This window comes from Crateriforma conspicua (assembly GCF_007752935.1).
Taxonomy (GTDB): domain Bacteria; phylum Planctomycetota; class Planctomycetia; order Pirellulales; family Pirellulaceae; genus Crateriforma; species Crateriforma conspicua.
Genome location: NZ_CP036319.1, coordinates 266,756 through 292,387 on the forward strand (window position 1 = coordinate 266,756; position 25,632 = coordinate 292,387).

Consider the following 25,632-nt stretch of genomic DNA (forward strand, 5'->3'; position numbering starts at 1 on the left):
TGGCTAAATCCTGGATGGCGGCGTCCCGCCGTTGTTTTCCCCTCGCGGGGTTGATGCTAGCGACGTCCCGTCGTTGTTTTCCGCTCGCGCGGCGGATGCCCGTTGGCTGCCGTCAACTTTCGCTCACTTCGTAACCAATACCGACGGATAACCATGGGTTGTTCCGGAGCGGGACTTGCACGCTTTTTTTGGTCCATCCGGGTTTATTGTGGGCAGAGATCCAGTCCGCCGCAGTAGAAATAGATCGCGGTTTTGAAGTTCTCTCGGTTTCGGTAGCCACCGACGCGTCGTTTGATTGACATGATCTTGCTGTTGATTCCTTCGGCTACCGCGTTGGTGATTCCATGAACGCAGTAACTGACGACGTTGGCGAGACGTTCCTTGATGGTGCGGGCGACCTTCTTCAGCGGAGTCAGCTTGGTGTGAATCACTCGCCGGTACCAGTCCTGGAAGAAGAGCGTTGCTGACCCCGCGTCCTCATGGTGCCACAGATCGCGAAGCATTTCCTTATAGGCCCAAGCCTTTCCCGTCTCCAACTCTTGCTTGTAGACCCGGTCGAATCGTTCTCGCTGGGCGTCAGTCAGGTTCTCTTGCCCCGAGAGCCAGAGATAGCGAGTTCCCGTCAAGCGATCATCGCCCTGACTCTTCAGTTGGCGGTGTTCGCCGCGGCGAACCTTGTCGACCGCCTCGCTCGCCAGCTTCATGATGTGAAAACGATCGTGCACGATCTTGTGCTCCGCCATTGGAATGTTCTGCTTCGCGCTTCGGACGAACGCGGCACTCATGTCCATCGCGATGGCCTCGACAGAATCGCGTTGCTCCTGCGAAAGCTGCGAAAAACAGGCGTTTCCGCTCTCGGTATCGTTGCCATCGGAGATCGCTTCGACGGTGCTGCGATCAAGGTCATAAATCAACGTGATGTAGTTTTGCCCTTTGCGGAAGGCCTTTTCGTCGATGCCAATTCGCGGCATCGGTTTTGCCGACTTGCGAGCTTGCCCGCGAGCGACTGCTCTTTTGAGAATGTGCCAGGTCTCGTCCCAGCTTGTCTTCAAGATGCCTTGGGCTCCTTGGACGGTTTGCGTGGCGAGCAACACATCGATCGCAAAGCGTTCAAAGAAAATAGTGAAGCGACTGCTCTTCTCCGCCCAAGGCAACGTCGCCTGCCTGACGCCGTGCTCAGGGCAATTCACCCGAGGCGGTTGAGCGTGAAGGACGGTGCGGAAATGCATGGTGTCCAGGTGTCGCCAGCGACGCGACTTCGTGTGATCGTAGACCGAGCAGGCCTTGCCGCATTCAGGGCAACAAAATGAGGTTCCCTCAGGATGTTCGACGTACACGTCAACTTGCTGGGCTTCGGGATCGAGTTTGACATCAGCCACGAACCAAGGCTGCTTGAGTCCGAGGATCTGCTGGTAGAATTCGGTTTCTTGCATCGGTGCCCTCCTTTGCGGAGAATTCTAACCGACCCACAGAATTCCCGGATGGACCCTTTTTTTTCTGCTTGCACGTCAAATCTTCCCGCCCGGAAAACCCGGACGTTATCCCGCTTGAATTAAATATGGCGAAGTACACTCATTTAGGCGGCGAGTTCTGGAAATCGGCTGACAAGGTATTCCACAATCAAACGCCGATTAACCTTTCACCGAAAACCACGATGATATCCTTCGGTGTTTGGGCATGCGACGGTGTCAATGTTTACGCATTGTTTTCGCACCGTAGGTCCATAGATGCAGAATCGTTCGAGCCAATCAATGCCGCTTTTGCGAAAGACAAGTTTGGAGTTTACACCTGGCACAAAAAGGTCCCAGCAGATGCAGAGTCATTCATTGCACTCGATTCCGGGCAAGAACATCGCCTCATATTCATGGGTGAAGCGAGCTACACCGGTGGTTACGGCAAAGATAAAGAAAACGTCTACTTTTGCCACATAAAAGTAAAGAAGGCAGATCGCGATACGTTTGTCTCACTAGGTAAGGGATTTGGGAAAGATTCGTCTAACGTATTTTTTGAACAGCATACCTTGCCCGGTGCTGATCCCTCACAATGGCGTTACGTCGGAAGCAATTTCAGCCGTGACCACAAACACGTTTATTATGAAAATAAAAAATTGCCAAAGGCGAAGCCTGACAACTTCAAAAGGTTAGCGCCATATCGATCATCATTTGCGTATGACGGATACAACTATTTTGAGCATGAACGCCTTTCATCTAGGGACGCGTACATTGAGACATTAAATCTAGAGGTCAAGAGTTTATCTGAAATGGCTGAGATAGTTCGAACCGGCAAATTTGAAGAAGTGAAACAACTCGGTAATCGAGAGCTGTATCCTCCAGATGAAGACATGTTTCGGTCGGCTGAATATGGCCCTGGAGAATACAATATTGGAGATACTATTGAATCAATGACCTCGAAATTTGGGCAGCCACAGGAACTTTCTCGTCATGAATACATGGAAGTAAGATACGATGACCTCGAATCCGATGAGCAAGCCGTCTATTTCTCTCGGGGAAAACACGTTTTAAAGTGCATATTCCGAAACAGTAAACTCACTACCGCATGGTGATAACCACAATCGCGGGATAACAACGGGATGAACCGCAGTCGGGCTTGCGGTCGTTTTGGCACATCAAATGGGTAATCGTCCCGACGCGGTTATCCCAACCGTTATCCGACTGGCATTCATCGCATCGAAATGAAATTCGGCCTGCAAACTCTCGTTTCCCTTGTGACGGGTTCATCTCTACTATGCGTCATCATCCGCGAACCGCAACTTGCGTTCTTCATTCTCACGTTTGGCTTGGGCATTCCGATTCTGGCCATTGGGCTAACTGCCCCGCAAACTGGAACTCGCCTCCACGTTGAGTCTCGACCGCTGGCGATGCCGCTGATGAAGACGTGGGCCGTTGTTGCTGTTGGCGTTGTACTGCTTGCCCTTCTCGATCTCGTCTTCCCTTCACTTCGATACGACCTTGGATTCCCCCGAACTCGTAGTTACAACCGTTGGTTCTAGTTGCTTACTTGCGATTGCAATCACTTGTAACGCAGGCCATACTAGCGACGTTCCGTCGTTGTTTTCCGCTCTCGCGGTTTATGCACGCTGGCGGTCCCCGTGCTGACCATACGGCGGTGCGGATAACCATGGGTTGCACCGGAGCCGGGCTTGCGAGCGTTTTCTGATGGTTGACTTATCCGTCCCGGCCCGGTGAACCCTACCGTTACCCGACTGATCGAAACCACTGCAACTCCTCAACACGTCCCCGATATCAATGGTTTCTGCGTCGTTCACGTATGACCGGGCCGAGTACCTCCGTGGGTTTCGCCGGTACCGTATCGCATCACTTGGATCGAAACGCGATCTGCTACTCGGAATAGCTGCGATCGTTGGCGGTGTCTACTTTTACTTTGCAGGGTACGCCTTCGTAGCCGCTGTTCTTTTACTCGCCGGAATCGTCCTGACTACGATGGTTGTTTTCGCCGTCGTCGTCCAGCCAATACTCGTTTACAATGCTCACCCTAAATTGAAGGATCGCTATTCGCTTACTTTTTCCGACACCGGGATCTCATTTCATACCGACGAGATCGACGCCGACGTAAAATGGTCGATGTATTCCGGGTGGATTCAGGACAACGAGTTCTTTACGCTATTCTACGATCAGCGAGAGATGCTGATTGTGCCCAAGCGGGCGTTAGCGCAAGGTGATGATTCACGCCTCCAGTCACTGCTGTCCCAGTACGTTGGCCGGGCACTGCAAACGACGGGTAACCATCGGTTGCAACGGAGCGGCGGTGGTGGCCGTTTTGACAAAGGCTGAGTCTTTCGCCGCCGCCCGCTGAACCGTACCGTTCGCCGTAATCGATAGTTTGAATTGTTGCATGACACCCAACCCGTATGCCCCAACCGAATCCGACGCAACATCGGGCGTTCACCGGCTCCGATTGAACGGATTCGCGCAAGGCACACGCGACGCAGTCGTATTTTCCACCGTCCTGCTCGTATGTTTGGTTCCCGTACTACGCCCGTATTACGATTCACTGTTGTCAACGATAGCGGACACGTTGTGGATTCCAGTGATTTGGATTCTAGCGGCAGGTACAGTCGCTGAAGTGAAATATCGGCGGAGCGTTCCTGATCCTTCTAGGAGGTCTTGGCTTTCGTCCGACCTAAATCCTTCGCATGGGGAGATCGGCGAACCAGCGGATGCACGTGAGTCGCCGAGTTAGTTTTTTTGAAGTGGTCAGTCATTCGCGGCGACCACGTGATCCGTATCGTTATGTGAAAGGAGAACATTAAACGTGAATCGAATCTGTAGTTTTTCCATACTGTTGGTCGCGATTCTCTGCCTTGGTGTGTCGGGATGCGATACGACTTCGGAATCGACACCGACAGTCGATTCTCCCTGGCGAGATGTTGACGATAGCGACGTGTCGTCATCACACGTTGCCCTTGATGACGCCGGGTTCGTTTTCAATTGCACCAATGACCACTTTGGTCACTTCCTTCGCGTTGTTTGCGACACCTGCAAGTGCCGAGTGATTCTCACGCCGGATGATTTGGCTCAGCGTGGCCTCAATATTGAGATTTCTGCGGGCGACGAGAACGAATTGTTTCCCAAGTTGGCCACTTCGCTTGGCCTTAACGCAACCAAGAACGCAGACGGTGTCTGGGTCATGGCTGATCCAAGTGATCAATCGAACTCAGAACTTGCCATCGGTCCCGGGGAGCTGTAGAGATCACATAACCATGCCGTCCACCGGAGCCGGCGAGTTTCCATTCTCGCCACGGTTGACTTCACACCGCCGGCCCGGTGACGGCGGCCGTTATGCCACAGAAGCAAGCTTATGGATGAACCGCCGACATTTCGTGGTGAAATCGCGTTTACGTATCGATCGTTGCGCTCGCATCTGCGCGAATACCTAAGCCGTCCGTTTCCGATCATCGCGTGTGCGGTTGCTGTCTTTGGCGTTCTTTGGACGATCGGCGAAGCGACGATTCAATTTACCGACGCAAACCCGCGCGGCGTTAGTTCCTACCTGTTACTTGTTGGCGCATCAATTGTCGCCTCACTTGCCTGGACGATCTACGAATACGTTCACCATGTTCCTGATGGATTTGAAAACGTTTTCCCGGCAGCCCAGCGAATAGCTCATCTCCAACGTCCACTCTGGGAATTTCGCCTCGCCAAGTCTCTGTTGGCTCAAAGGCTTGCTCCTTATGAGCGCGAGCTGCGAGACATGGAGTCCGGACGCTACTTTGTAATCGCAGAGAAACCGGAGAGTTTGCAGGCGTACATACGATGGGCGGGAGCTCGAAACGAAAATCTATTCTCGATGCTTGACGTCGCGAAGGAGCTGATTCTGAACGATTTTCCGGCGTCCCTTCAATCAACGGACACCGAATCGGCAGACCCGAAAAGGATTTTGGACGCGGTTGAGAGGCTTGGGCGATTCTACGGCGAAACCGTCGCGTTTGAACGCGCCTCACGCGCTGTCATGCCGTCAGATGATTTCAAAGAACTACATCAGCTGCAATTTGGCTGGTCCGATTCAATTCGCGACGGCGTACGTCAACTATTTCAATTCTTACAACGAATGTGCGAATGCGATCCTCACGGTGACAATCACATTAAGTTCGAGATCGTTTTCGACGAACCGGACAACGTATCACGCTACTGCGATGAACTCGACAGACTCGGAAGCAACGTGCATGCCCTCGAACAGAACTGGTAGCATTTTGGCATAACCATCGGATGCAACGGAGGACCGGTGGTTCGTTTTCACAAATGGAATGTCAACTCCCGGTCCCCGCTGATCCGGGTCGTTCTGCGAAGAATACTCATATGAAAATCCTCCCCCAATTCATTGCCATGCTCACCTGCGGCGTCATCCTTTCCGGGTGCACGGCCCCTGCGGCCCCTGAATACAGCGACCCCGATCGGGTTGCTGAAGCCTACGTGAAGGCCGTCCTCGCGAAGGATGGATCACACACCAAGCTCGAGCTCACCGACCCCGACCCGGAGCTGCAAAGTTTCTGCAATGCTGGCTTGTCGGCGGAATGGAGGGAAAGCATGCCTCCTCAGGTCACATTTGCTGAACGGTTAAACTCGGGTGTGAAGGGCCCGGGGCGCAGTGAGAACCTCGAGGATTACCTTGTTGGTCTCACCGGGAATGGACCATTCACCAGTTCCGGCTTTGTTTCCTACTTCGTTGAAATGAAGTTCGTTGGCGGCGACGGGAAGGAACATTCGGCCGCTCTTGCCCTGCGCCCCGACCATGGAGGTCAACGTTTGACGAAGGGTAAGATGTTTGATTGGAAAGACGTAGAATGGAAGGTCGTTCCGCGATAGGCCTGTCGACTGGTCACGGGTTGTGGCAGCTGTGGTTGCATCTAAACACGGGATGCAGAACCATGCGATGCAACGGAGCCGGGCTTGCAAGGTTTCACAAATGGAAGATCAGCTCTCCCGGCCCGCTGATCGCTACCGTTCCCCGATTGACTGCCAATGATCGCACTCGGCTACATGGCGAAACGAGTTGTCGAGCGTCCCGATTGGCTGGACGTGCCATCTGTCCGCGACGTTTACGCCGTGTCCGACTGCATCTCGCCGGACTTCGCAGACTACATCACCTTTTGGACGCATAACGGCTTCTGGTTCTTCGACAGCCCTTCCCAGATTACCCGGCTCTGTACGCATCACGGCATCTCGTTGGATGGCCTTACCTTCGTCTATTACGAAGCCCATCCGCAGCAATTCGACAACGACAATCACACGTGGTGGGACTTCGGGCCTGACCCGGACATCAAGACCGATGTTTCGCCGGTCACCGCATCGACTCTTCTCGGATACGACATCGTTTGCTACTCGATGCAAAATTCACCAGAACACTCACCATTGTCCTGCAACCATGTGGCGACCGACGTTCGCGTGAACTCGCATTGCCTGATTGATTCGCTTGACTATGCTGTCCGGTGTCTGGAAACTGGGGTCTTTGACAATGCCGAACCTGGGCCTATGCGAATCGTCGCCGTTCACTCACTTCGAGCGGGAGCGGACGGGGAACCATGACATGCACGGGAGCACGGCTTGCGGCATTTTTCGCAATGGGGAGTCAAATCTCCGTGCCCCGTGATGTCCGACGTTCGCCCAACAAGATAGCTCGTCGCTTTGAGTTCTAACCCGTTATCGTACCGTGCACGTCGCATGAACATGCGCGTCGAGGCTTCCGTCGATCACGGCGTGCTCAATTGGCGATACGTTGCCAACGGCGATGAATGGAAGCAATCCATGCCACTCGCAAAGATGGTCCCGCATCCGATGTTCTCCATCGACCGTGGGACGCGATGGAAGTACTTGGCGATGACTGTTCTCCTTCCTCTTCTTGCGTTTGGCGTCGTCAGCTGGCTCGAGTTTGGACTGACCTACACGATCTCTATCCCCGTCGTTTCGTTCCTGGTTCTCGCTTACCGCTTTTCTCCATGGCTAATCGGTCCCATAGAATGGGCTACATTCGATACAATGCTGAAAGACAAGACTGTCTATGTTTTTCGCGGCGCTCAGCAATCGGGTTTTGACGAATTCGTCGCTGCACTCGACAACGCGATTGACGCTGCCAGCACAATTCCCGAAGAAGTGGGCGAACCATGACATGCACGGGAGGACGGCTTGCGGCTTTTTTCGCAATGGATAGTTCACTCTCCGTCCCCCGTGATGTCGGTCGTTCGCCGACAGAAATTGACCTATGGCTGATCCCTATCAACCTCCTCCGTATGACGCCGAACGATCGCAAGCGCCAAGCGTAACACCGTCACCGATTCTGCACGGTCTGATCTACACTTTACTTTTCCCGGTGGCCGCCGCATACACGATCATCGCAAGATCAATTGCTGGCCCCGGCTATACAACCGCGCCGAACCAGGGTGCAATGGTATTATTCTTTCTGTTTTGTCTCGCATGGCCAATTGTGGCTATCGTCGTAATTGGCATCATTCGTCGCTTCAGCGGCGTTCGTGGACTTGCAGCGTCTGCTGTTGGTGTACTTTCCTGGCTATGTAGCTGCTACATTCCTTTCTGGATCGGCATGGATTGAGATGTTCTCGTCAGGTTCTCAGCCTCCGATTGCCAAATTGCGGCGAACCATGACATGCACTGGAGGACGGCTTGCGACGTTTGCTCGGATCGACAATCAACTCTCCGTCCCCAGTGATGTCCGCCGTTATCCGACTGAGAGCATGGATACTCCATGACTAACGAGACCGACAAAACTCACATCAGAGTGCTTTCAGTCTTGCACATTGTTGCTGGCTTGTTCTTGTTTGCTACCTCACTTGGGCAGTTTCTTCTAGCCAAACGTGTTGCGATAATGGGGCAGCTGCCCACTTTTATTTCGTTTTTGTTCGTTTTAATGCTGCTGACGTCATTGCTGATCTTCGTCGTGGGGATACTGCTGTATACGCGTAGGATGTACTGGTTTTGCTTCACTGTTGCTGCTGTCGAGTGTCTCATCATGCCGCTTGGAACAGTGCTTGGCGTCTTGACACTTGTCGTTCTCATGCGTCCATCGGTGACTGATGATTTCGTATCAAGGAACTCTGATCCGACTGCTGGTGACGGATAACAATGCGTCGCACCGGAGACGCGGTGGATAGTTTTTTCGTGAATGCAATGTTCTCTCCCGCGTCCCGGTGGACGCGACCGTTACACGGGGTTGGCTCTGATCGGCATCAAGCTTTGATTTTCGGATGCGCGGTCGGCCGGCTTTGATGGTGAATCAAGATCGAATGCGGTGTCATGATTGGCTGTGTCGCGAAACACATTGGTCGTGCTCGGTCTTTCGCCGATTCGAAATGTTGACTGAACGCAGAGACGATCACCACGCACCGACGCGTTGAATCAACTGATACTTCAAGCCGGAAAAGTGTTTGCGTCGGAACGTCGCGATCTTCAAGCCGCTTCAACCGTTGGTTGCGCGGTCGATGTCGTGAACGTCCTACGTTGCCTGGCCTGTCCTGAATTCCACCGCGGTCTCGGGGCACCCTACGCCGCCGGCCGCTGGATGTCTTCTTTCCGTGTCTGGCCGTCGGCTCCGGCAACCCCGATCCCGCAACGCTTTGTTCGACATCACAATGAAGAAACTCGATGCTTCAAGCCTTGCGACGTTGCCGGCTTGATTCGATGTGTAACAATGCGTTCAACCGAAGCGGGGTTGAGCCGTCTTGGACGCTTCGCTGACCACGTTCCCACGCCCCCGCTCGGTTAACGCGACCGTTACACGGGGTCGGCTCTGATCGGCATCAGGCTTTGATTTTCGTGTGCGCGGTCGGCCGGCTTCGATGGTGATTGAAGTTAGAATGCGGTGTCATGTTTGACCGTGTCGCTGAACACATTGGTCGTGCTCGGACAATAGCCGCTTTGCAATGTTGACTGAACGCAGAGACGATCACCACGTACCGACGCTTTGAATCGATTGATGCTTCAAGCTTTGACTTTGTTTGCGTCGGAACGTCGCGATCTTCAAGCCGGTTCGAGCGGTGTTTGCGCGGTCGATTCGGTGAATGTGCTACGTTGCCTGATTCGTCATGGATTCAACCGCGGTCTCGGGGCTCCCTACGCCGCCGGCCGCTGGGTGTCTTCTTTACGTGTCTGGCCGCCGGCTCCGGCAACCCCGATCCCGCCACGCTTTGGCCGACTTCGACAGGAAGAAACTCGATGCTTCAAGCCGTGCGACGTTGCCGGCTTGATTCGATGTGTAACAATGCGTTCAACCGAAGCGGGGTTGTGCCGTCTTGGACGCTTCGCTGACCACGTTCCCACGCCCCCGCTCGGTTAACGCCGCCGTTATCGCGATGACACGTTCGAATGCGCGGTCGTAGGTCGCGGTTCAGCAATCGCTTGGAATTGATCTCTTGCCCTTTGCAACGCTAGCACCTGATATAATCTTCTCAGTCGAGCAATGAGGCGCTCGTGGTGGCGTGTGTCACCCGCGCGGCCGAAGGCCAGACTGACGATGCGCGCAATCAGTCTTCGATCATCCTTCGATCGACCGAATGCACGTTCAACACGGTTTGTCGTTTGTTTCCCAACTCCGATGTAAATTGGAGCGATAACCATCGCATGCAACGGAGCGGCGGTGGAGACGATTTTACGAATGGACGCTCAACTCCCGCCGCCCGCTGATGCGTGACGTTCCCCGACGGAGTCTTTGGCATTGACTGGATGGCAGCAAATAGCCGAGCAGCGGCAGCGAAACAACCGCATCGCATCCGTTGCGATTTTTCTGCCTCTGGGTCTACTGATTTGCGCGATGTACGCTTCAATTCCTCTTCTTGGTCTGACAGCCTTTGCAATAATCCCAGCAATTGGCTGGTGTTGCCGACCGCGGTGCCCGTTCTGCACTCGAACACTTGCCCTGTTGTCATCCCAACCGCCTGGAGAGTTCTGTCATCGATGCGGACGGGCGTTCTCCTCGGATGTTGGTGCAGAGTCACTCCAAGGATCCAACGACTCGGGGTCGCATCGCTAGTTCAATCAATTGGTAAACCAAATTGAGTTTTCGTAGTTGCCACCGACCGGTGCGTTAAACGACAATTTTGGAGACAGACTGCTACGAATGATTTTGCTCAACATCAGGGCGGGGAACCATGCGTTGGACCGAAGCAACGCATCCGGCGTTTTGAAATGGAAACCACAATGGCGTTGCTCGGTCAACGCGGACGTTATCCGACTGAAGCATCCGCTCTCTCGACATGAAACGATTTTCGATCCAGACACTGCTGCTGACCGTTACGCTGATCGGCGTTTCGTTGGGGTGGCTGGCCGAGCGACTACGTGAACCTAACGTTTACTATTTGCATGTCTACTCAAATCGCTACCATCCGCCTCACGACTCTCGGCACCCAGAACACGCGAGTGAGGAAAGCGTGGTAAACACATGCCTCCTAACCATTGGCATTACATCGGATACCCCGTTCCACGCCTACGTGTCAAACAATTACTCACCAACTATTTTGCTAGATGGCAGATTTGAGAAACGCGGCAGTCTTTTCACCGGACGTGCGTCCGTCTTCATCGAAGACGTTGGAACTGCTTTTGAATGCAACGACATAACTAACCTTCCAATTGACAAGCTGGTTCCATTTTGGGACGACAGCCATCACATCGCAATATCAACACAACAAGACCCGTACGCGTTGGAGTGGGATGTTGGTAGCTTGTAACCCCGCTTGTCGATGGCACGCGGCGGATAACAATGCCGTGCACACGGAGGACGGCATCTCGCGTTTACAAATGGAAAATCAACTCGCCGTCCCCGGTGACGGCTACCGTTACACGGGGTTGGCTCTGATCGGCATCAGGCTTTGACTTTCGGGTGCGCGGTCGGCCGGCGTTGATGGTGAATCGAGATCGAATGCGGTGTCATGTTTGCCTGTGTCGCTGAACACATTGGCCGTGCTCGGTCTTTCGCCGTTTCGCAATGTTGATTGAACGCAGAGACGATCACCACGTACCGACGCTTTGAACCAACCGATACTTCAAGCCGCCAGGGTGTTTGCGTCGGAACGTCGCGATCTTCAAGCCGGTTCGAGCGGTGTTTGCGCGGTCGATTTGGTGAATGTGCTCCGTTGCCTGATTCGTCCTGAATGCCACCTCGGTCTCGGGGCACCCTACGCCGGCGGCCGCTGGATGTCTTCTTTTCGTGTCTGGCCGCCGGCTTCGGAAACCCCGATCCCGCAACGCTTTGGTCGGCTTCGGCGAAAAGAAACTCGATGCTTCAGGCCGTGCGACGTTGCCGGCCTGATTCGATGTGTAACAATGCGTTCAACCGAAGCGGGGGTGAACCGATTTGGACGCTTCGCTGACCACGTTTCCACGCCCCCGCTCGGTTAACGCGACCGTTCCCCGGCGTAAAATCCGCAGCATCTGAACGCACGCCAATGTCAAACGAGCAATTTGCATTTCTCCGCCGCAACACATTGCCGACCGCCAAGTCGCTCCAGGCTGCAATTGGAGAGACTCCATTCGCATTAACGCTGGACCCAGCGACTGACATAGCAACCGCTGTCGGGTTCGTTCCCTGCACGATCTGTGGTGTCGAATCGGGTGTTGAAATTGACTTTGACGACTCCACCGATCTGCTTGAACAATTCCGTGAGATGATCGGTGATCGCGACTGCTGCTTGGTCTTTCGCTGGGGTGGCGACATGGCCGAATGCACCTGCGCGATGGTCCTGTCCTACACACTCGCAAAACACTTCGACGCCATCGTGACCTACGATGGTGAACCTCCGTCGGACATCGACACATTTCGCGACGAAACCATCTCAATTCACAAAGATGCTAAGCTGACTTTGCGGTAACGGAGGATTGCGGGGAACAATCGGATGCACGACGAGTCGCCGAGTCGTCGTTTTTGAGGTGGAAGATCTCGCGCGGCGACCGCGTGATCCGTAGCGTTACACGGGGTTGGCTCTGATCGGCATCAGGCTTTGGCTTTCGGGTGCGCGGTCGGCCGACTTTGATAGTTAATCAAGATCGATTGCGGTGTCATGATTGGCTGTGTCGCGAAACACATTGGTCGTGCTCAGTCTTTCGCCGCTTCGCAACGTTGACTGAATGCTGAGACGATCACCACGTACCGACGCATTGAATCGATTGATGCTTCCATCCGCCAAAGTATTTGCGTCGGAACGTCGCGATCTTCAAGCCGGTTCAAGCGTTGTTGCCGCGGTCGATTTGGTGAATGTGCTACGTTGCTTGACTCGTCTGGAATTCCACCGCGGTCTCGGGGCACCCTACGCCGCCGGCCGCTGGATGTCTTCTTTTCGTGTCTGGCCGCCGGCTTCGGAAACCCCGATCCCGCCACGCTTTGGTCGACATCACAAAGAAAAAACTCGATGCTTCAAGCCGTGCGACGTTGCCGGCTTGATTCGATGTGTAACAATGCGTTCAACCGAAGCGGGGTTGTGCCGTCTTGGACGCTTCGCTGACCACGTTCCCACGCCCCCGCTCGGTTAACGCCGCCGTTACACGGGGTCCGCTCTGATCGGCATCAGGCTTTGACTTTCGGGTGCGCGGTCGGCCGGCTTTGATGGTGAATGAAGATCGAACGCGGTGTCATGATTGGATTTGTCGCCGAACGCATTGGTCGTGCTCGGTCTTTCGCCGCATCACAATGTTGACTGAATGCAGAGACGATCACCACGTACCGACGCTTTGAATCAACTGACACTTCAAGCCGGCAAAGTCTTTGCGTCGGAACGTCGCGATCTTCAAGCCGGTTCCGGCGTTGTTTGCGCGGTCAATTTGGTGAATGTGCTACGTTGCCTGACTCGACCTGAATTCCACCGCGGTCTCGGGGCTCCCTACGCCGCCGGCCGCTGGATGTCTTCTTTACGTGTCTGGCCGTCGGCTCCGGCAACCCCGATCCCGCAACGCTTTGTTCGACATCACAATGAAGAAACTCGATGCTTCAAGCCGTGCGACGTTGCCGGCTTGATTCGATGTGTAACAATGCGTTCAACCGAAGCGGGGTTGAGCCGTTTTGGACGCTTCGCTGACCACGTTTCCGCGCCCCCGCTCGGTTAACGCCGCCGTTCGTCGACAATGCACAGGAACTCCACAACGCTCTATGACTGAAGCTGGTGACTCATCGTCTGCAAATTGCCCACGTTACCTAAGCCTGGTGCGTTTCGACTTCGGCTCTGTCCCAAGCGACTACCACGCGAAATATCCATTCACGGATTCCCGTACTTACATCTTCTTCGGCGAGATCCCGAACATGACAGGGCATTGCGTCGTTGCCGACCATCAGACGGGCCAATTGTTTTCCGGATACCATACCGAAAATTTCGTTGAACTGGCGGAGGATGAAACGTGAACAATCTGCGTCAGCCGCCGAAAGCGTACTCGTGGACGATCCGTTTTGCTTTTTGCTCCATGAGTTCGGAAGCGACGAACCAAACGATGCAACCGAGCGGCGAAGTCGGGCGTTTTTGAAGTGGTGAGTCTTCCGTCGCCGCCGGCTGATCGTAACCGTTCGCCGACGCAAGATGGACGCTGACGACAAACGCAAAGTCCTTGCCGACCGCCTCGCCGAGTTTCGCGATTGGTCGTACGACACTCTCGCTGCGGAGATCGACCGGACCCGCAAAGCACATGACTGTCTGCACCACACCGAAGGCGTATTCGGCGATGGCACCGAATACCAGTTGGAATTCAACGTCTTCTGGGATGACAAACGTGGTGGTGACATTCGCGTCTGCGGCGACATCTCGACCGAACCACAGCGACGATTGTTTCGGATTCTGCCCATTCACTTGCCCGATGCCACCGATTCGTTCATCATGGCACCCGACGGATCATTCGTCGGCGAATAGGGCCGCGTCCCGGTCCGTGATGCCGCATTCAGCCTCAAGTTGGTTACGGCACACAAGACGCACAAAGGCGGCGAACCATGCCGTGCACCGGAGCGGCGTCAGTGCGTTTTCTTGATGGTTAATTCTACTCTCGCCGCCCGGTGACGGCGGACGTTACACGGTGTTGGCTCTGATCGGCATCAAGCTTTGATGTTCGTTTGCGCGGTCGGCCGGCTTTGGTGGTGAATCAAGATCGAATGCGGTGAGATGCGTGGCTTTGTCGTGAAACGCTTTGGCCGTGATCGGTCGATGTCCGCATCACAATGTTGACTCAATGCAGAGACGATCACCACGTACCGACGCTTTGAATCAACTGACACTTCAAGCCGGCAAAGTCTTTGCGTCGGAACGTCGCGATCTTCAAGCCGGTTCGAGCGTTGTTTGCGCGGTCAATTTGGTGAATGTGCTACGTTGCCTGACTCGACCTGAATTCCACCGCGGTCTCGGGGCTCCCTACGCCGCCGGCCGCTGGATGTCTTCTTTACGTGTCTGGCCGCCGGCTCCGGCAACCCCGATCCCGCAATGCTTTGGCCGACGTCACGATGAAGAAACTGGATGCTTCAGGCTGTGCGACGTTGTCGGCTTGATTCGATGTGTAACAATGCGTTCAACCGAAGCGGGGTTGAGCCGTCTTGGACGCTTCGCTGACCACGTTTCCACGCCCCCGCTCGGTTAACGCCGCCGTTCGCCCACAAAAGAAATCTCGCGACATGTGGCCTTTCACCAGTAAGCGGAAAGATGACTTCGCCGCTTTGCTTGAAGGGACGCGGCTTGCCCGGGAAACGCAGTGGTCCCGAGAGTATCGGCGTCCCGATGGCACAAACGCATTACTTGACTCACGATTCCGAGATGGATCGGCGACGATTTCGCACCGTCAGCTTTCGACGGATTGGGCGTCGTGGTCCGACGCGGAGAAGCTCGACTTTTGTCAATCCTTCTGTCATTACCGTGGCCGCAACTTCGCGAAGATGTTGCGATTCATCGTTGACAACGGAAACGACCTAGTGTGGTCAACCATCGCGATGCCCGTCGCAATGTCTTTGCCAACAAACGAAGCCGTGGCATTTCTTTGCGACCGTATAGAGAACTCAGAGATCGGCACCAGGGCGAACTACTTCCAGGGTTGCTGGATCACGAAATCAAACGACACGGTTCCAACACTCAACGACGCGATTAATCAGATTTGGCGGTCACCCGACCTGATGGTCTCGAATTCAGGTTGCAATTGGGTGACTCATGACGCGATTTGGTGCATTGATGCGCTTGTGCGTCTCGGCGAACCGAAGGAACAATTGCTGGATCACTACACGCAACTATCGCGGCATCCCACGATGGGTACACAGGCGGTAAAATGGCTGGCTGAACACTTCAACCAAGGATAGGGCGAACCATGCGATGAACCGAAGTCGCGGAGTCGCCGTTTTTGACAATGGAAAATCAACCGCCGCGACTCGGTTATCGCGGACGTTACACGGGGTCCGCTCTGATCGGCATCAGGCTTTGACTTTCGGGTGCGCGGTCGGCCGGCGTTGATGGTGAATCGAGATCGAATGCGGTGTCATGTTTGCCTGTGTCGCTGAACACATTGGCCGTGCTCGGTCTTTCGCCGATTCGCAATGTTGACTGAACGCAGAGACGATCACCACGTACCGACGCTTTGAATCGATTGGCAGTTCAAGCCGTGAGTCTGTTTGCGTCGGAACGTCGCGATCTTCAAGCCGGTTCAAGCGTTGTTGGCGCGGTCGATTTGGTGAATGTGCTACGTTGCTTGACTCGTCTGGAATTCCGCCGCGGTCTCGGGGCACCCTTCGCCGTCGGCCGCTGGATGTCTTCTTTTCGTGTCTGGCCGCCGGCTTCGGAAACCCCGATCCCGCAACGCTTTGGTCGGCTTCGAACGGAAGAAACACGATGCTTCGAGCCGTGCGACGTTGCCGGCTTGATTCGATGTGTAACAATGCGTTCAACCGAAGCGGGGTTGAGCCGTCTTAGACGCTTCGCTGACCACGTTTCCAAGCCCCCGCTCGGTTAACGCGACCGTTACCCGACTGAAGTATGGACGACTGGCTCGAACTCGAACGCTTGCACTTTGCCGCCGGTGACGGCGACCTTGCCGCAGTTCAATCGCTTTTGGCTGACGGTCGAGACGTGAACGCAAAAGACTCTGATCTCGCGCTAACTCCATTGCACTACGCCGCTGCCGGCGAACACGTTGACATCGTGCGGTTCCTGATTGCAAACGGAGCCGATGTAAATGCGATTGACGAGGCGACCGCTGGTGACACACCACTCGGACATGTTGCCCAGGAATGCTCTCTCTCGATGGCAAAGACTCTGCTCGATTCCGGGGCGAACCCGCTGATTCCAGGGGGGATGCAACTTACACCACTTCACCGAGCAGAACGTCGGAAACGTCCCGATGGTCGCCAAGTCTACGATCTATTGCTTGATGTGGCCCGCACTCGATTCCACTACCATGGGGGCGGGTAACCATGCGATGATACGGAGCGGCGGTGGTCACCGTTTTCGCGATGACTAAATCACTCGCCGCCGCCCGCATATCGCTACCGTTACACGGGGTCGGCTCTGATCGGCATCAGGCTTTGATTTTCGTGTGCGCGGTCGGCCGGCTTCGATGGTGATTGAAGTTAGAATGCGGTGTCATGTTTGACCGTGTCGCTAAACACATTGGTCGTGCTCGGACAATAGCCGCTTTGCAATGTTGACTGAACGCAGAGACGATCACCACGTACCGACGCTTTGAATCGATTGATGCTTCAAGCTTTGACTTTGTTTGCGTCGGAACGTCGCGATCTTCAAGCCGGTTCGAGCGGTGTTTGCGCGGTCGATTCGGTGAATGTGCTACGTTGCCTGATTCGTCATGGATTCAACCGCGGTCTCGGGGCTCCCTACGCCGCCGGCCGCTGGGTGTCTTCTTTACGTGTCTGGCCGCCGGCTCCGGCAACCCCGATCCCGCCACGCTTTGGCCGACTTCGACAGGAAGAAACTCGATGCTTCAAACCGTGCGACGTTGCCGGCTTGATTCGATGTGTAACAATGCGTTCAACCGAAGCGGGGTTGAGCCGTCTTGGACGCTTCGCTGACCACGTTTCCACGCCCCCGCTCGGTTAACGCGACCGTTCGCCGACATGTACCGATACTCTACTGGTCACGCTGATTGATACGTCGCTACATCATCTTCGCTTCACTACTTGTGGCAGCTTGGGTTGTGATGACCTTCACACACGAATGCGGACACATTGTCGGCGGCATGACTTGCGGTGCGACGTTGACCGACTTCGATCTCGCACCGTGGCGCATGCCGTATAGCTTGCATTCGCCTGATCCGCACCCACTTGTGACCCTGTGGGCTGGTCCATTGCTCGGTATCGCTGTACCCCTAGTTGCTGCAACAATTGTGCGCAAACGCTGGGCGTGGTTTATCGCTGACTTTTGCTTAATCGCGAATGGCGGCTACCTCGCATTGGCTTGGCTGTCGGGCGACCGCTTTCTCGACACGCCTCGGCTGCTTGCCGCAGGGGCGCATCCCGCATCAATCGTGGTATATTGTTCGGTGACGATCGGCCTTGGTTACGTTTGGTTCCGGTCTGACTGCGTTCACTTTCTTACACCGCAATCAGAGAGCGGCGAACCATGCCGTGCACCGGAGCGGCGTCAACGCGTTTCCTGATGGTTGGTTTTCTCTCGCCGCCCGGTGACGGCGGACGTTATCCGACTGACGCGTCCAACATTACTCTCCCAATTGAAAATCCAATGCGACCTAACTCCGACATGTCCCGCCGCCCGGATTCACCGACCGCTCGGATTCGAGACGCTGGGCAAGGGCGGTGGGCAATGCTGATGGTCGCGTTGATCGGCATGGTGCTCGTTGTGCTTGGTCTGATTCAAGCCTTAGACACTGCGGGCGATTCATCAATTCTGTACCGAGGATGGTCCACCATCGTATTTGGGATCTCGATCGTGATCCTTTCGCATTCGACCGGTCGACTCATTCCGAATCGCTAGCCGTCCATTTACAACCCGCGTACAGAACGCATGTTCTAGGTGCAGCCGATACGTGTGAAGTCACTACGGCGGATAACCATCGGTTGCAACGGAGGCCGCGAGTTACTGTTTTCAAGTGGTAAGTCGTTCGCGCGGCCCCGCTGAACCGTGCCGTTCGCCGATGAAGCAGATGGATACCGCAACAGTGGAATTTCGCTTCGAACCACGATGGAAAGAAGAGCTCGTCGTCCATCACGACGGAGGCTCGTTTGTACTCGACTTTCCGATGGGACGCCCAAACGTTTGTCTTCCGACGGAACCCCGATGGCGCAGCATTGCTCCACCATTGTTGGTGGACCACTGGGCTGAATTGCACCCGCAATTGAAATCATGGTGCGAAACAAACAACTTTCCGCTGACCGTGAATGACAACGAGACTGCTTATTGGGACTGACGCACAAATGTTCGTCAAAACAGCCATGGGCTGCTGGGCTCGGCAGGCACGTCGAAGATTCGGCGAACCATCGCGTGCACCCGAGCACGCGAGTCCGGCGGTGTTGGAATTGAGAATCTCTCGCGCGTGCCGGGTGACGCGTGACGTTACCCGACTGAAGTTGTGAATTCTGAAAACGCAAGTCCTTGCCGTGCTGCCCGTGACGCGTCTATTGACGTTCGTGGGCGAGATTTGATGCGCCCAACTCGCCGACTGAAAACGGTTGCTGCATTGGCGTTTTTCGCTTGCATGGTCGGGTCGGCACTCGGTACGGTTCTGAGCATGATGCGATCATTCGACGCAATTGCATCCGGCACCCAGCCTGTTTCACCAGCTGAACTTTCTGACTCCATGAATCGCTCGCTAACTACTGGCATGTTGCTGATTCCGATTGCGCTTGTGGCTGCTGTAGTGTGGTTAATTTGCTGGCGGCGTATGCGTCAACCGCTTACAATCGGCCTCACTGCAAATCCGATTCGCACCGCGCAAGACCACGACGGCGGGTAACCATCGCATGCAACGGAGCCGGGCTTGCGAGTTTTCACGAATGGAACACCAACCTTCCCGGCCCGCTGATGCGTGCCGTTACACGGGGTTGGCTCTGATCGGCATCAGGCTTTGGCTTTCGGGTGCGCGGTCGGCCGACTTTGATAGTTAATCAAGATCGATTGCGGTGTCATGATTGGCTGTGTCGCGAAACACATTGGTCGTGCTCAGTCTTTCGCCGCTTCGCAACGTTGACTGAATGCTGAGACGATCACCACGTACCGACGCATTGAATCGATTGATGCTTCCATCCGCCAAAGTATTTGCGTCGGAACGTCGCGATCTTCAAGCCGGTTCAAGCGTTGTTGCCGCGGTCGATTTGGTGAATGTGCTACGTTGCCTGATTCGTCATGGATTCAACCGCGGTCTCGGGGCTCCCTACGCCGCCGGCCGCTGGGTGTCTTCTTTACGTGTCTGGCCGCCGGCTCCGGCAACCCCGATCCCGCCACGCTTTGGCCGACTTCGACAGGAAGAAACTCGATGCTTCAAACCGTGCGACGTTGCCGGCTTGATTCGATGTGTAACAATGCGTTCAACCGAAGCGGGGTTGAGCCGTCTTGGACGCTTCGCTGACCACGTTTCCACGCCCCCGCTCGGTTAACGCCGCCGTTATCCGACTAAGATTCATGACCAAACGCCCGGCAGCCGCTGACATCCAAGCTCACTTGTGTGAACTTGCCCAAACAATCGCACGCGATCATTTTTCGTTGACGCTGGACTTCACCCCCGATTCAGTGTGGCACGTTGAAACGATATTGTCCGAGATGCATCTCGCGTACGTCGAATCTGAATCCGACGAGGGGATGACGGGCGTCGCCCTCGAATTCGCTGCCTACATCGTCACTGTGATTCAACGCGATTTCGGACCTGCAAAATGGGAACGAGACTGCGAAAGCTTCGGCGAAGATGCATTCCCACTTCATTGGGATGGCGGTAAGATCTACCCGCTCGCATGGTGCATGAAACGTATATTCGACGGTCCCGGCGACGACGTCTGGACTAAATTCCAATCGCTTGTCGTAAACAAGCGGGTGAATAATGTTGGCGGATAACAATTCCGTGCACCGGAGCGGCGTCAGCGTGTTTTCTGATGGAAAGTTTTGCTCTCGCCGCCCGGTGACGGCGGACGTTACACGGGGTCCGCTCTGATCGGCATCAGGCTTTGACTTTCGGGTGCGCGGTCGGCCGGCGTTGATGGTGAATCGAGATCGAATGCGGTGTCATGTTTGCCTGTGTCGCTGAACACATTGGCCGTGCTCGGTCTTTCGCCGATTCGCAATGTTGACTGAACGCAGAGACGATCACCACGTACCGACGCTTTGAATCGATTGGCAGTTCAAGCCGTGAGTCTGTTTGCGTCGGAACGTCGCGATCTTCAAGCCGGTTCAAGCGTTGTTGGCGCGGTCGATTTGGTGAATGTGCTACGTTGCTTGACTCGTCTGGAATTCCGCCGCGGTCTCGGGGCACCCTTCGCCGTCGGCCGCTGGATGTCTTCTTTTCGTGTCTGGCCGCCGGCTTCGGAAACCCCGATCCCGCAACGCTTTGGTCGGCTTCGAACGGAAGAAACACGATGCTTCGAGCCGTGCGACGTTGCCGGCTTGATTCGATGTGTAACAATGCGTTCAACCGAAGCGGGGTTGAGCCGTCTTAGACGCTTCGCTGACCACGTTTCCAAGCCCCCGCTCGGTTAACGCGACCGTTACCCGACTGAAATGTATGCCGCGCACTGAGTCGACAATGCGACCATCATTCGCCGCACTCTGGATTCGATCGCTGACCAAAACGGAACTTCATTCACTTGTTGCTGCAGTCAAACTTGGCGATCTCGAGGCAACATCTCGCGCCGTTGAATTTGTTGCTGCGGAGAGTTTTGGCATGTGGCACAATCGCGCTCGCGCAAAACTCTGTCGCTATTTCAAGAACCATCCACCAACTGACGACCAATCCAAGCGGATGGTCGACGCCATTATTGACCGTCTGATTGACGGGCGGTTCTCTGAACAATTCAAAGATCAGCTGTCGATGGCGATTCGGTTTTCACCTGCCCGAATGGCCGAGGCGGCAACCGTGGCGTCAGCGTCAGACCGGAACTATATTCGCCGGTACGCGGATTGGGTACGTCAAACGCTCGATTCAACCCCAGCGATCCAAAATGGCGGGTAACCATGCCGTGCACCGGAGTACGGCATCGCGCGTTTACATATGGAAAATCAACTCGCCGTACCCGGTGACGGCGGCCGTTATCCGACTGACGATGCTCGATGAGTGATCGACGCAAAAACGTACTCTCGTCGCTTGCCGTTGTTACCTTGCTCTCGATTCCGCTGGCTGCTTATCTGCTCCTTCAAATCGCATGGTTTGGTCCGGCGCGTGTTTACGCCGATGCTCAAGCACGCTGCGAAACCGTTTTCGCCGAAAATGAATGGTCCGGGTACCCTCTCTGGTTCCATTACGACTATCGCGTTCGGTTCGTCTGCCCGGAACTAGACGACAGCAACGTCGCGCTTCTTTACCCTATAATCCACAGCGTGGACGGCTTACGGTACATCGAACTGTACGCAACATCGCTTACTCCCGATGGCGTTGCTGCCATGAAAGACGAATTCCCCGATTGCCATTTCACTGTCTACGACCAGTGGTTTTGACCGGATACCTTGGCGTTCCCATGCGGGCGGATAACCACCGGATGCACACGGAGCGGCGGTGGTCAGTTTTCACAAGTGGTTGCCGTTCTCCCGCCGCCCGGTGATCCGTACCGTTATCCGACTGAAGTTCGCTCCCGCGTATGACTAACCCCTATTCGCCATCCACGATCGACGAGGTCAACGAGTGCGTCCGAACGTTGAAGCCGGGCGTGCTTATTGCTGTCGTCTCTGTCTTTCTCGCGATTGGTGTCGTACTGACATTTTTAACAATACGCACGATTGCAATGGGACTGAGTACTGGACAACTGAACGAGAACGCGAACGGTCCGACGGTGGTGTTTGTTGAGCCCTGGATTGCGACGGCTCTCGGGATCGCTTTCGCGTTTGTCGTCGGGACTCTTGGCGCGTACTTAACTTGCGTGGTATTGCGCCGAGTGCCAAAATGTGTAAACTACACTGCTAACGATGCGTACTCCAATACGGACGGATAACCATCGCGTGAACCGGAGAACGCGAGCTAAGCGATTTGGCCGTTAGAAACTTTTCCGCGCGTTCCCGGTTACGCGTAACGTTCGTCGACAACGGATAGCCGCATGGATCGGTTGGGCTCTATTCGCATTTTGAATCTTTTTATTGAGCCGTAGATGCGACCTGAATGTGCATTCTTCCTTCTTGCTGCCGCGAGCATGCTTGGCTGTTCCCGTGGGCACGATGTCCGGCCTGCTCAGACTGATGTGTTACTTCGCGTGTGCCAAGCCGCGTCGCTAGATTTCTACGAGGAACGCGGAACTCACCCACAATCGTTGCGCGATCTGCAGGAATTTGTTGCGCAAACAGATTGGGCGCGGCCAGAGTTGCTCACGCCACATTCATACGAGTACGGCACTCGAATGTTGCTTAGTGGTGTCGATGCCTGGGATCGCCCAATTGAGTTGAGGCAACTAAGCGGACTTGGGCGCCCGTTGGCTTGGGCCAGTGCAGGCGAGGATGGAGAGTTCGGTACGCGTGACGATCGCGAGTACGTGATTATGGGGACATATGTAAGTGATAGCGACGAGTGACACTGGCAATGTGTTAGAATCTGTACTTTTGGGTTCGGGCCATTTACATTCCGAACCAACGACGAACCATGTGATGCAACGGAGGACGGGTGGTCCGTTTTCTCGTCTGCTTGCAAGTCGTTCGCCCGTCCCCGCTGATCACTACCGTTCGTCGGACTAAGATTTCGCTTCAACATGGAACAAAGTCCACTCAGACTCATCAAGCGTTGCGCCGAGTACGTGTCGATTGACGACATCAACTCGATGCGCAAAGGCTTGCGTGGCATCTACGTGCTCTACGACAACGACGACGTTGTCTATGTCGGCATGACAACGGGTGGGCGTGGCGGGATTCGCGCACGTCTCAAACGCCACCGCGCCAAGAAAGCCAATCTTTGGACTCACTGCTCTGTATTTGAGGTTTGGGACAATATTCGTGACGAAGAGATCGCTGAACTGGAGGGTCTATTTCGGCACATCTACCGCCACGACTCGGTTGCAAATAAACTGAATGCGCAACGCGGATTCAAACTCATGCGTGCGGTCACAGACAACGACATTGCAAACTGGGCGACTGGTGACGACGACGCCTGACGAATTTGCGATGCACAGTTGCCGACGAACCATGCGATGCAACGGAGCCGGACTTGCAAGATTTCACGAATGGAAGATCAACCTTTCCGGCCCGCTGATCGCCGCCGTTCGCCCAACAAGGATAGCTTTGTCTGACGATCCGAATCCAAACGACGCTGTGCCCGGCTCTGACGCCCCAGCCGCAGATGATGACGCCGATTCAACTTTCGGCACCGTCGCACAGAAATACGAGCGTCTACACGACAAACTCGACAAAACCGCTCGGTCGCGGTTTATCGCTGCTCGTCGATTCGAGCTGCACGAAACCCTATCGCTCTATACCGTGGTTTTGATGTCGTGTGCTGTGATCGCACTTACTCTCTTCGATTCTTTGGACATGCTTCCACAAGAAGCTGAGAAGTTCTCATCCTTCCTTCAGGTCTTTTGTGCGGTCGGCGTACTCGTATATTCCGTGATCCTCAGTAAAAGTGACTTTGCTCTCCAGTCTTATCGACACCATGAATGTGCGATGGCTTTGAACAAGATCCGCAGCACGGTTTACAAGCACACGATAGAAGAGCCCAAAACCGACCAGTACAACCGGGCCGCTGAAGAATACGCGAAGGTTCTCGATCGGTTTGACAACCACTTGAACCTCGACTTTCGCGTAATGCAGATGCAGACTCCAATGTACCGGAAGGAATACGGCGTAAATTGGTGGTTTATGCTCAAGGTCCGTGCCGAGTTTGTGCTCGTCTATTGGCACTACTTGCTTTTCTCACTGCTGGCCGTCGTTGGGCCAATCGCCGTTTATCTCCAGAACTCAGAGTGAGGGCGAACCATGCCGTGCACCGGAGCGGCGTCAGCGCGTTTTTTGATGGTTAGTTTTCCTCCCGCCGCCCGGTGACGGCGGTCGTTATCCGACTAAAATGCATTTCACCGCACCCAATCACTACACGAACAAAGAGGCACAAGCGTGGGATGGATGATCGGCGTTGGTCTGCTGCTTCTCGCGCTCGCATCTCTGTCTGTCATTTCAGCATTGATATCTGCGATACGTTTCGTTTCTCGCGATGATCATACTCCGCTGATCGCTTACACTGTTCCCGCGCTGGCGGCGATCGTTGGTTCTCTATGCTTTCTGATCGTTCGCTTCGCATGGCTGCCGCCGATTCTGTACGACGTGATCGGCGTCGTTTGCCTCGGCTTACTGTTGTTGGCTGTCGCCATCGGTCTGTATCCGTACCGGACTATCACGCATGACTCAGATTGCGGATAACCATCGGTTGCAACGGAGCCGGGCTTGCAAGCGTTTTGGAAATGGACAGTCAACTCTCCCGGCCCGCTGAACCGTACCGTTACGCGGGGTTGGCTCTGATCGGCATCAAGCTTTGATTTTCGGATGCGCGGTCGGCCGGCTTTGATGGTGAATCAAGATCGAATGCGGTGTCATGATTGGCTGTGTCGCGAAGCACATTGGTCGTGCTCGGTCTTTCGCCGATTCGAAATGTTGACTGAACGCAGAGACGATCACCACGCACCGACGCGTTGAATCAACTGATACTTCAAGCCGGAAAAGTGTTTGCGTCGGAACGTCGCGATCTTCAAGCCGCTTCAACCGTTGGTTGCGCGGTCGATGTCGTGAACGTCCTACGTTGCCTGGCCTGTCCTGAATTCCACCGCGGTCTCGGGGCACCCTACGCCGCCGGCCGCTGGATGTCTTCTTTCCGTGTCTGGCCGTCGGCTCCGGCAACCCCGATCCCGCAACGCTTTGTTCGACATCACAATGAAGAAACTCGATGCTTCAAGCCGTGCGACGTTGCCGGCTTGATTCGATGTGTAACAATGCGTTCAACCGAAGCGGGGTTAAGCCGTCTTGGACGCTTCGCTGACCACGTTTCCACGCCCCCGCTCGGTTAACGC

24 protein-coding genes are annotated in these 25,632 nt (G+C 55.0%); 22 read left to right on the forward strand and 2 right to left on the reverse strand.

The genetic code is table 11. The annotated features are described in order from the left end of the window. Nucleotides 1-203 precede the first annotated feature (203 nt). Nucleotides 204-1,433: an ISL3 family transposase gene (locus tag Mal65_RS01005; RefSeq protein WP_145292848.1), complete on the reverse strand. Its 1,230-nt coding sequence runs from the start codon at nt 1,431-1,433 to the stop codon at nt 204-206. A gap of 68 nt (nt 1,434-1,501) precedes the next feature. On the opposite strand from Mal65_RS01005, the gene Mal65_RS01010 reads away from it, so the two are divergent. The 3 genes from Mal65_RS01010 (at nt 1,502) to Mal65_RS01020 (ending at nt 3,812) form a co-directional block, all read left to right on the forward strand. After that, the gene (locus Mal65_RS01010; RefSeq protein ID WP_145292850.1) at nt 1,502-2,563 is read left to right on the forward strand and encodes a DKNYY domain-containing protein; all 1,062 of its coding nucleotides are present in this window, start codon (nt 1,502-1,504) and stop codon (nt 2,561-2,563) included. A 129-nt stretch (nt 2,564-2,692) separates the two neighbouring features. Further along, nucleotides 2,693-3,010 carry a hypothetical protein gene (locus Mal65_RS27075; protein WP_145292852.1) on the forward strand — a complete coding sequence of 106 codons (318 nt, stop codon included), beginning with the start codon at nt 2,693-2,695 and terminating at the stop codon, nt 3,008-3,010. Between the two features lie 256 nt (nt 3,011-3,266). After that, nucleotides 3,267-3,812 carry a YcxB family protein gene (locus Mal65_RS01020; protein WP_196784473.1) on the forward strand — a complete coding sequence of 182 codons (546 nt, stop codon included), beginning with the start codon at nt 3,267-3,269 and terminating at the stop codon, nt 3,810-3,812. A 619-nt stretch (nt 3,813-4,431) separates the two neighbouring features. Here Mal65_RS01020 and Mal65_RS01025 read toward each other — a convergent pair. Continuing rightward, the gene (locus Mal65_RS01025) at nt 4,432-4,689 is read right to left on the reverse strand and encodes a hypothetical protein (RefSeq protein ID WP_145292856.1); all 258 of its coding nucleotides are present in this window, start codon (nt 4,687-4,689) and stop codon (nt 4,432-4,434) included. 150 nt (nt 4,690-4,839) lie between these two features. Between Mal65_RS01025 and Mal65_RS01030 the strand changes: the two genes are divergently transcribed. From Mal65_RS01030 to Mal65_RS01125, 19 genes are all read left to right on the forward strand, one after another. After that, the gene (locus Mal65_RS01030; RefSeq protein ID WP_145292858.1) at nt 4,840-5,727 is read left to right on the forward strand and encodes a hypothetical protein; all 888 of its coding nucleotides are present in this window, start codon (nt 4,840-4,842) and stop codon (nt 5,725-5,727) included. A 110-nt stretch (nt 5,728-5,837) separates the two neighbouring features. Continuing rightward, on the forward strand, nt 5,838-6,344 hold the full coding sequence (locus tag Mal65_RS01035) for a hypothetical protein (protein ID WP_145292843.1): 507 nt from the start codon (nt 5,838-5,840) through the stop codon (nt 6,342-6,344). A gap of 156 nt (nt 6,345-6,500) precedes the next feature. Then, nucleotides 6,501-7,064, forward strand: a complete 564-nt coding sequence (locus Mal65_RS01040) for a hypothetical protein (RefSeq protein WP_145292860.1) — start codon at nt 6,501-6,503, stop codon at nt 7,062-7,064. Nucleotides 7,065-7,199: 135 nt separating this feature from the next. After that, nucleotides 7,200-7,643: a hypothetical protein gene (locus Mal65_RS01045; protein ID WP_145292824.1), complete on the forward strand. Its 444-nt coding sequence runs from the start codon at nt 7,200-7,202 to the stop codon at nt 7,641-7,643. A 94-nt stretch (nt 7,644-7,737) separates the two neighbouring features. After that, a complete protein-coding gene (locus tag Mal65_RS01050) occupies nt 7,738-8,085 on the forward strand; it encodes a hypothetical protein (RefSeq protein ID WP_145292812.1) in 348 nt (115 codons plus the stop codon). Between the two features lie 153 nt (nt 8,086-8,238). Further along, complete coding sequence (locus Mal65_RS01055) at nt 8,239-8,613, forward strand: hypothetical protein (protein ID WP_145292818.1); 375 nt, start codon at nt 8,239-8,241, stop codon at nt 8,611-8,613. A 2,128-nt stretch (nt 8,614-10,741) separates the two neighbouring features. Next, nucleotides 10,742-11,212: a hypothetical protein gene (locus Mal65_RS01060; protein ID WP_145292862.1), complete on the forward strand. Its 471-nt coding sequence runs from the start codon at nt 10,742-10,744 to the stop codon at nt 11,210-11,212. 717 nt (nt 11,213-11,929) lie between these two features. After that, nucleotides 11,930-12,352 carry a hypothetical protein gene (locus Mal65_RS01065; protein WP_145292864.1) on the forward strand — a complete coding sequence of 141 codons (423 nt, stop codon included), beginning with the start codon at nt 11,930-11,932 and terminating at the stop codon, nt 12,350-12,352. A gap of 1,271 nt (nt 12,353-13,623) precedes the next feature. Then, nucleotides 13,624-13,872: a hypothetical protein gene (locus Mal65_RS01070; protein ID WP_145292866.1), complete on the forward strand. Its 249-nt coding sequence runs from the start codon at nt 13,624-13,626 to the stop codon at nt 13,870-13,872. Nucleotides 13,873-14,044: 172 nt separating this feature from the next. After that, nucleotides 14,045-14,371, forward strand: a complete 327-nt coding sequence (locus Mal65_RS01075) for a hypothetical protein (RefSeq protein WP_145292868.1) — start codon at nt 14,045-14,047, stop codon at nt 14,369-14,371. A 671-nt stretch (nt 14,372-15,042) separates the two neighbouring features. Next, on the forward strand, nt 15,043-15,792 hold the full coding sequence (locus Mal65_RS01080; RefSeq protein ID WP_145292870.1) for a hypothetical protein: 750 nt from the start codon (nt 15,043-15,045) through the stop codon (nt 15,790-15,792). A gap of 670 nt (nt 15,793-16,462) precedes the next feature. Continuing rightward, entirely contained in the window at nt 16,463-16,897 is a 435-nt protein-coding gene (locus Mal65_RS01085; protein ID WP_145292801.1) for an ankyrin repeat domain-containing protein, read from the forward strand. 2,203 nt (nt 16,898-19,100) lie between these two features. Further along, a complete protein-coding gene (locus Mal65_RS27400; RefSeq protein WP_390621991.1) occupies nt 19,101-19,412 on the forward strand; it encodes a MotA/TolQ/ExbB proton channel family protein in 312 nt (103 codons plus the stop codon). Nucleotides 19,413-20,077: 665 nt separating this feature from the next. Beyond that, the gene (locus tag Mal65_RS01100; protein ID WP_145292873.1) at nt 20,078-20,503 is read left to right on the forward strand and encodes a hypothetical protein; all 426 of its coding nucleotides are present in this window, start codon (nt 20,078-20,080) and stop codon (nt 20,501-20,503) included. Nucleotides 20,504-21,188: 685 nt separating this feature from the next. Next, a complete protein-coding gene (locus tag Mal65_RS01105; protein ID WP_145304521.1) occupies nt 21,189-21,614 on the forward strand; it encodes a hypothetical protein in 426 nt (141 codons plus the stop codon). A gap of 98 nt (nt 21,615-21,712) precedes the next feature. Next, nucleotides 21,713-22,096, forward strand: a complete 384-nt coding sequence (locus Mal65_RS01110; RefSeq protein WP_145292875.1) for a hypothetical protein — start codon at nt 21,713-21,715, stop codon at nt 22,094-22,096. A gap of 1,235 nt (nt 22,097-23,331) precedes the next feature. Continuing rightward, a complete protein-coding gene (locus Mal65_RS01115; RefSeq protein WP_145292877.1) occupies nt 23,332-23,730 on the forward strand; it encodes a GIY-YIG nuclease family protein in 399 nt (132 codons plus the stop codon). Further along, complete coding sequence (locus Mal65_RS01120) at nt 23,714-24,541, forward strand: SLATT domain-containing protein (RefSeq protein WP_165700993.1); 828 nt, start codon at nt 23,714-23,716, stop codon at nt 24,539-24,541. The genes Mal65_RS01115 and Mal65_RS01120 overlap by 17 nt, the downstream gene beginning before the upstream one ends. Nucleotides 24,542-24,685: 144 nt before the next feature. Beyond that, on the forward strand, nt 24,686-24,988 hold the full coding sequence (locus tag Mal65_RS01125) for a hypothetical protein (protein WP_145292881.1): 303 nt from the start codon (nt 24,686-24,688) through the stop codon (nt 24,986-24,988). The last annotated feature ends 644 nt before the right edge of the window (nt 24,989-25,632 follow it).